Annotated in this window: 5 protein-coding genes; all 5 read left to right on the top strand. The window is 50.7% G+C overall.

What is annotated here, in order from left to right:
- The first annotated feature begins 54 nt into the window (after positions 1 to 54).
- The 5 genes from BWI96_RS05380 (at position 55) to BWI96_RS05360 (ending at position 6,626) form a co-directional block, all read left to right on the top strand.
- Entirely contained in the window at positions 55 to 1,452 is a 1,398-nt protein-coding gene (locus tag BWI96_RS05380; protein WP_106635654.1) for a hypothetical protein, read from the top strand.
- 35 nt (positions 1,453 to 1,487) lie between these two features.
- Positions 1,488 to 3,818 (top strand): T9SS type A sorting domain-containing protein, encoded by a 2,331-nt coding sequence (locus BWI96_RS05375; protein ID WP_106635653.1) that lies wholly within the window; start codon positions 1,488 to 1,490, stop codon positions 3,816 to 3,818.
- Positions 3,819 to 4,217: 399 nt separating this feature from the next.
- Positions 4,218 to 4,859, top strand: a complete 642-nt coding sequence (locus tag BWI96_RS05370; RefSeq protein ID WP_106635652.1) for a LuxR C-terminal-related transcriptional regulator — start codon at positions 4,218 to 4,220, stop codon at positions 4,857 to 4,859.
- Positions 4,860 to 5,034: 175 nt separating this feature from the next.
- On the top strand, positions 5,035 to 5,433 hold the full coding sequence (locus BWI96_RS05365) for a VOC family protein (RefSeq protein ID WP_106635651.1): 399 nt from the start codon (positions 5,035 to 5,037) through the stop codon (positions 5,431 to 5,433).
- A gap of 152 nt (positions 5,434 to 5,585) precedes the next feature.
- Positions 5,586 to 6,626 carry a PA0069 family radical SAM protein gene (locus BWI96_RS05360; protein WP_106635671.1) on the top strand — a complete coding sequence of 347 codons (1,041 nt, stop codon included), beginning with the start codon at positions 5,586 to 5,588 and terminating at the stop codon, positions 6,624 to 6,626.
- The last annotated feature ends 38 nt before the right edge of the window (positions 6,627 to 6,664 follow it).

Genomic DNA, 6,664 nt, shown 5'->3' with positions numbered 1-6,664 from the left:
TGGCATAACCCACCTGATCACCGTATAATGAATGCATTTAAACACAAAAACACGATGAAAAAAATCATACAACAATTGAAATACGGTTTGGCTGCGATGTTGCTCGTATTGGCTACAACGCAAACATTTGCCCAGAGTATAACCAATGGGAGTTTTGAAACTCTGACCACCCCTGGAAATTATCCTAGTGGTACAAACGCAAGCATAACCAAGGCAAAAGACTGGCTACAGCCAACTAGCTCAGACCCAGATTACCGGTACGTTGGATATACTACCTATATGGGCGTTACTGCTCAGCAAGGGAGTGCCTATGTAGGAAGTCTTGTTGGAATGGTGGATCGTAATCCTAATAATGGTGCTCATTACGGCTCAAAGAACTCGAAAGAATATTTTAGTCACAAGCTTACCTCCAAGCTAACTGAGGGTGTTACCTACGCCATCTCATTTTATGTAAGACATCCTTATATGTATTATCCTGGTTCAGCCGTTAATGCAGAATTAGAACCCAGTGATCAGGGATATTTAGGCCTTTGCTTTTCCGACGTGCTCCCTACTAATGCAAATACTTCAACAGTTGATGTTGGGGGGACTGTAGGCCAGGGCGGACTATATAGTTCCTGGAATGCCAATCATAGGGCTCTGATACCAGCGAGCAATACGAGTGTGTATGGGACGGCAAGCCGTGATGCCTGGGTGCCTGTAACGCTCAATTATACGGCTGATGGTACGGAAGAGTACATGACCGTAGGGCAATTGCAAGAGGGGCCATTAACGGGGAGTTATACTTCTTATGGCTCAAATGTGAGTTATATTGGTTACTACCTGTTTGATAATTTTTCAATGACGGCAGTATCAACGGTTACGCCCGTAGCTACCGGCACGAATCCCACCACACCGACTGGTACGGGTAGTGTCAGCCTGAGTGCCGCCACGGGTTCCTATCCCGCCAACACGCCTGTAACGGTTACGTATACCAAGCCTGACAACACCACTGCTACCTTTACGGGCAATACCGATGGCACAGGCAAGATTACCATTCCCAATTTGCCTGTAGGTACATATCCAGGGTTTGTTGTATCAGTCAATGGTAGTCCCGCGTCCAACCCGTCCAACCCGGTCACCCTGGTTGCGCCACCGGCCACACCTGTACCAACAGGTACGAACCCCACCACACCGGGTGGTACGGATGGCAGCGTGAGCCTGAGCCCCCCTTCCGGTTCATCCTACCCGGCCAACACGCCCGTAACAGTCACCTATACCAGACCCGATAACACGACGGCTACCTATTCAGGTTCCAGCGATGGCACGGGTAAGGTTACTATTCCAAACCTGCCGGCCGGTACGTATACTAACTTTACGGTCGCCTTCAATGGGGGTGCAGCCTCTGGCCCGTCTGGTCCGGTCACGCTTTCGGATTGTGCGGCCAACGCGGGTACAATTACACGCCAGTAATTCAATCGATTTCCAAATCCCAAAAGCAATTAGGTATGAACTACGCTAAACCATGGGCTTACGGGAGTCGAAGCGTGTTGATGACCCTACTACTGAGTCTGTTTGTGCTGGGGAGTTATGCCCAATATACCCCCGGCCAAACCTTCACAGTTAGTACCACTGGCAACAATACTGCTACTGGCTTTACCACCACCCACGTGTTGACCGATAACAGCGGCAACATTATTCAGCAGGTGTCTGGTACTAGCCCCGTCTCCGTAACCGCCCCTAACCAATCGGGCACCTACCGGGTGTACACCGTCAATTACGACAACTCCGGCACCGCTCCTACCCTTACGCAGGGCACCAACATCGGTGCCATTGGTGGCACCTGTGTCGCTACCAGTAGTAGCCCCGTTACATTTACGGTGGCAAGTCCCTGTGTAAGTCCCGGCACGGCTATCAATTTCAATGTAGCGGGCAACAACACCGCTTCCGGTTATACCACCACCCACGTATTAACGGATGCCAGCGGTAACATCATTCAACAGGTGAGTGGTACCTCGGTTAATGCTCCGAATCAGTCGGGTACCTTCAAGGTATATGCCGTCAACTACAACACCAGCGGCACGGCTCCCACGCTAACGCCGGGCACGAATATCAATGCCATTGGCGGGTCGTGTACAGCCGTGAGCAGCACCCCGCTGGAGTTTAGCGTGTGTACCCCTTGCGTGAGTCCTAATTCGCAAATCAGTTTTAGCGTGGCAGGTAACACTACCACTAGCGGCTATACCACGCGATACGTAAAGACCGATGGCAGCGGCCAAATCCTGGATAATAACGTAAACAGCCCCCTGAACGTCGGTACTACCGGAGGGAACTTCAAAATCTACGTGGTCAACTACAGCGGTACGGCTCCGGCGATGGCTCCGGGTAGCAATATCTCCTCAGTGACGGGTTCCTGCGTGGATGTCAGTGACCAGCCGCTGGAATACAGTGTGTGCAACACCATCACCATATCAGGAACGGTTTTCTCGGATGGTAATGGCAATGGCCTCATCGACACCGGCGAGATGGGCTCCAACCTGGGTTCTTCCTCCCTCACCGTTTACCTGGTCAATGCCGCCGATCTAGTCGTTGACAAAGCCTCCGTTAACGCCAGCACCGGTGCCTATACCCTCAGCGGTGCCCTCAACACCGCTTACAAAGTCGTGCTGAGTAATGCTTCGGCGGCCAACCCCGGAGATAACGCTCCAGCGGCCTCCCTGCCCAATGGGGGAACCATGCCCTACCTCAACACCCGCGAAAACTACGGCACGAACAACGCCGCCGGCTCCGGCGTAGAAGCCACCAATACCCTGCCCGGTGTGATCGCCGTCAACCCCTCGGGTAATGTCACTACCCTCACCTTCGGGATCAACAGCAAGCCCCTGGTCCAAAACGCCACCGCCGATAGCTCGCCCAATCCCGGCGGCACCCTTCAGGCCGCTCTGGCTAGCTCGCTCTTCACCGGTCAAGACCGCGAAGACGCCCCAGCTGGCTATGCCTCGAACCTGACGGGGCGGAGTGTGATTCTCTATTCCGCCACGGGTGGTACGCTCTACTACAACGGCAACGCGATCGCCAGTACCAACCAGACCCTGAGCAACGGTTCCCTACGCGTGAGCTCCGTTAACGATGTCTCTGCCATCGCTGCTACCACCAGCATCCCTAACTTCGATCCCTCCAAGCTAAGTGTCGATCCCGCTGATCCGGGGGCGACCCAGACCACCTTTGACTATGCCGTCATCGATAATGCCGGCGTGGCCTCCGATCCCAAAACCGTGACCGTGCCCTTTACTGATGCGTCCCTGCCCGTAACCCTGGTCAGCTTCCAGGCTAAAGCGGTCAACACGGTCGCTCAGCTTACCTGGGCTTCTTCGGTGGAAACGAATACCGACCGCTTCGAGATTCAAACCAGCACCGATGCCGAACGTTGGCTGACCCTGGGTCAAGTCAAAGCCGCCGGAGGCAGTACTTCAATGAAGTACTACGCCTTTACCCACGCTCAACCGGCCCCGGGTATCAACTACTACCGACTCAAGATGATTGATCTGGATCAGACCTTCGCTTTCAGTCGGACGGTTAGCGTTGAATTCGACAAACTCATGGCGAGGTCTTTGGTCTACCCTAACCCGGCTACCGACCGCCTCCAACTCGGCGGAGTCGAGCCAAGTAGAGTTAGTAAAGTCGAGCTCATCAATGGGCAGGGCCGAGTCCTCTACTCGGCCCCGGAGTGGAGCCCCGAGGGATTGAAGGTCACGGCCTATCCCAGCGGCGTCTACCTGCTCAAGCTGTCGCTCTCCGACGGCTCGGCTCATACTCATAAAGTACTCATTGCCCGCTAGGGGAAAGCAAAGAGATCCTTAGATTTTTGTCTAGTTTTTTCACCTTTCCAGTATCCAGAGCCTCGTCGTATCGGCGAGGCTCTTTTTGCGGGCTTGGTTCACTCAAAACCCCTTTTCGCTAGCAATGGCGTTTCACCCCCAGCCCGCTAAGAAGCCAAACCGTAGCCTGTTTATCTATTTTTCTTTAAACCCCCGCCCCGCTTGCTATCAAACTTTCATTAAAACCCCATTTTTTAAACCTAGACAAGATTGTAGTACTAGTTAGGCAATTTTATCCCTATTCCCTTCTAAAAAAATGCTGGAACATTGTCTCACGTTTAAAAGGGCCTTGCCTGATTGCTAGGCTCTACTCACCCAACGATTGATTGCTCATCCCCAACCCTACTTATTTTTTTCATCATGCCTGGCTATTCCTCTCTCCTGCCTCCCCTCACCATTGCCATCCTCGACAACCGGCCCATGTTCACCAGCGGCCTGAAACAGGCTCTGGAAAGGGAGGCCCACTCCGTGCTCGAAGCCAGCGACTGGGCCGAGCTCGAAGAAAAACGAAGCGATACTCCTTTGGACCTGCTCTTGTTTAGTGCCCATGCCTGCTCCGATCAGCAGATCTCCCTGCCCCTGGACTCCTTTCGCCTCCACAACAAATCCTGTAAAGTGGTCATGTACGGCTACCGTAATCCCATCAGCTCGCTGCTCCCCTTTTTTCACGGACGAATCCAGGGCTACCTGCCCGAGACTTTTACCCCCACCGACCTGGAGGCCTGCCTCCGGCAGCTCCAAAGCAACCAGCTCTACATCAATACCGACCTGGTCTATGACCTGCTCTTGACCCGGCTTGCTGACCCCACTAAAAAAACCGTCATCCTCAGCCGCATGGAAAACACCGTCGCCGACTACCTGTTGAAGGGCATGAGCATTTCCAAAATTGCCGAGCTCATGAATCGCAAGGCTCCCACCATCAGCACCGTCAAGAAAAATATCTTCCGCAAAACCAACGTCGATAACATCCTCGACCTGGCCAAAATCCTCAAACCGCAGTAAGCCAATCTTGGCAGTCACTCTGCTCTACCAAGCGGTTATCAAAAATAAAGGCTGGTGGGAACACCAGCCTTTATTTTGTTATTATAAATAAATTACAAATAATAATTTCAATAATTATAAATTATACTTATCATTGTCATCGGTTACCTGTTCCTCTACTTCTATTTATTGAGCTATGGCACAAATCAAAGCTTATCTAATGTTTGGCGGTAATTGCCTGGAAGCGATGACTTTCTATAAGCAATGCTTCGGTGGTGAATTTGATTGTATGACTTACGAAAACTCGCCGATGCCTATCCCGGATGATGTTAGATCGAAAATCATGCATTCGCGGTTAAAAAATCATTCACTCGAACTGATGGCGGCAGATGACGTACAGCACAAATCGGTTCATTCAGGCAATATGGTTACTCTGAATATCACCTGTGGTTCGCAGGAAGAGATCAAGCGAATTTTCAAAGGCTTGTCTCAGGGTGGGCGTGTGACGATGCCTTTACAGGATACCTTCTGGGGTTCGAAATTCGGAACCCTGACGGATAAATACGGCATCAAATGGATGCTTAATTGCGATTAAACCTCTAATTACCTTGATACGAAGTTCTGGATAGCGACTGATTAGTCGCTATTTTTTTTATTCAATAACTACATAAAACAATCATTTTGTCTACATAACTGATTTTTTGATCTGTTTTTATATACATTTGATCAAAATTTACAGCCATGGGTATGAATGATTACCTCAAAGGTCGCGGAGCTCAGCTCAATACGGCCAATCGATTTTTGAAACAGCGTTTGGAAGCAGAACCGAATGAGGAAATACAGCCTTCGCCGCAAACGCAATTTTTTACCGAAACGCCAAAGAAAATCATCAGTACGTTTTCGAGCCCTGACTTACCCATCGGCAAATCCATCAATCCCTATCAGGGTTGTGAGCACGGCTGCATTTATTGTTATGCCCGTAACTCGCACGAATACTGGGGCTTTTCAGCCGGACTTGATTTTGAGACAAAAATCATGGTGAAGAAAAATGCGGCACAGTTGCTGGAAGAACAGTTTCTCAGGAAAAGCTGGGAACCCGCCCCCATTGAGTTATCAGGAAATACGGATTGTTACCAACCCGCCGAAAAGAAATTCGAGTTAACCCGAAGTTTGCTGAAGGTGTTCCTGAAGTATCGAAATCCGGTGGGAATGATTACCAAAAATGCCCTCATTCTAAGGGATATTGATTTGTTAAGCGAGCTGGCCGCTCATCGGCTGGTTCACGTCTACATTTCCATTACCAGCCTCAACGAAAATCTGCGGCAGGCGATGGAACCCAGAACGGTAACGGCTCACAAACGTTTGCAGGTAATCGAGCAGTTAACCGCGGCAGGTGTGCCCGTTGGCGTTATGTCGGCCCCGATTATTCCGGGGTTGAACGATCAGGAGATTCCTAAAATTCTGGAAGCTGCTGCTCAGGCCGGAGCTTTGACGGCGGGTTATACCATCGTGCGACTAAACGGAGCCATTGCTGAGTTATTTGAAGACTGGATTCATAAAACCTTTCCCGACCGGGCCGAAAAAGTATTAAATCAAATTCGGGATTGTCACGGCGGACAGTTGAATGACAGTCGCTGGAATGTTCGGATGATGGGGGAAGGAAAAATAGCTGAGCATATTCGACAATTACATCGCATTTCGCTGCATAGGTACATGGCCCAACGGGTAATGCCTCCCTATGACATTACTCAATTCCGTAAGGATGGCATGCAAATGAAGTTATTCTAACTAAAAAAGGCCACAAACTTCCGTTTGCAGCCTTTCCC

Source organism: Siphonobacter sp. SORGH_AS_0500 (genome assembly GCF_002838835.1).
Lineage (GTDB): Bacteria > Bacteroidota > Bacteroidia > Cytophagales > Spirosomataceae > Siphonobacter.
The sequence above is the reverse complement of the archived record's forward strand: the minus strand, read 5'-3'. Positions and strand labels throughout refer to the sequence as shown.

What these genes read in the sequence shown, in the direction of transcription:
- BWI96_RS05380 (WP_106635654.1), top strand. Translation starts at nt 55, where the DNA reads ATGAAAAAAATCATACAACAATTGAAATACGGTTTGGCTGCGATGTTG.
- BWI96_RS05375 (WP_106635653.1), top strand. Translation starts at nt 1,488, where the DNA reads ATGAACTACGCTAAACCATGGGCTTACGGGAGTCGAAGCGTGTTGATG.
- BWI96_RS05370 (WP_106635652.1), top strand. Translation starts at nt 4,218, where the DNA reads ATGCCTGGCTATTCCTCTCTCCTGCCTCCCCTCACCATTGCCATCCTC.
- BWI96_RS05365 (WP_106635651.1), top strand. Translation starts at nt 5,035, where the DNA reads ATGGCACAAATCAAAGCTTATCTAATGTTTGGCGGTAATTGCCTGGAA.
- BWI96_RS05360 (WP_106635671.1), top strand. Translation starts at nt 5,586, where the DNA reads ATGAATGATTACCTCAAAGGTCGCGGAGCTCAGCTCAATACGGCCAAT.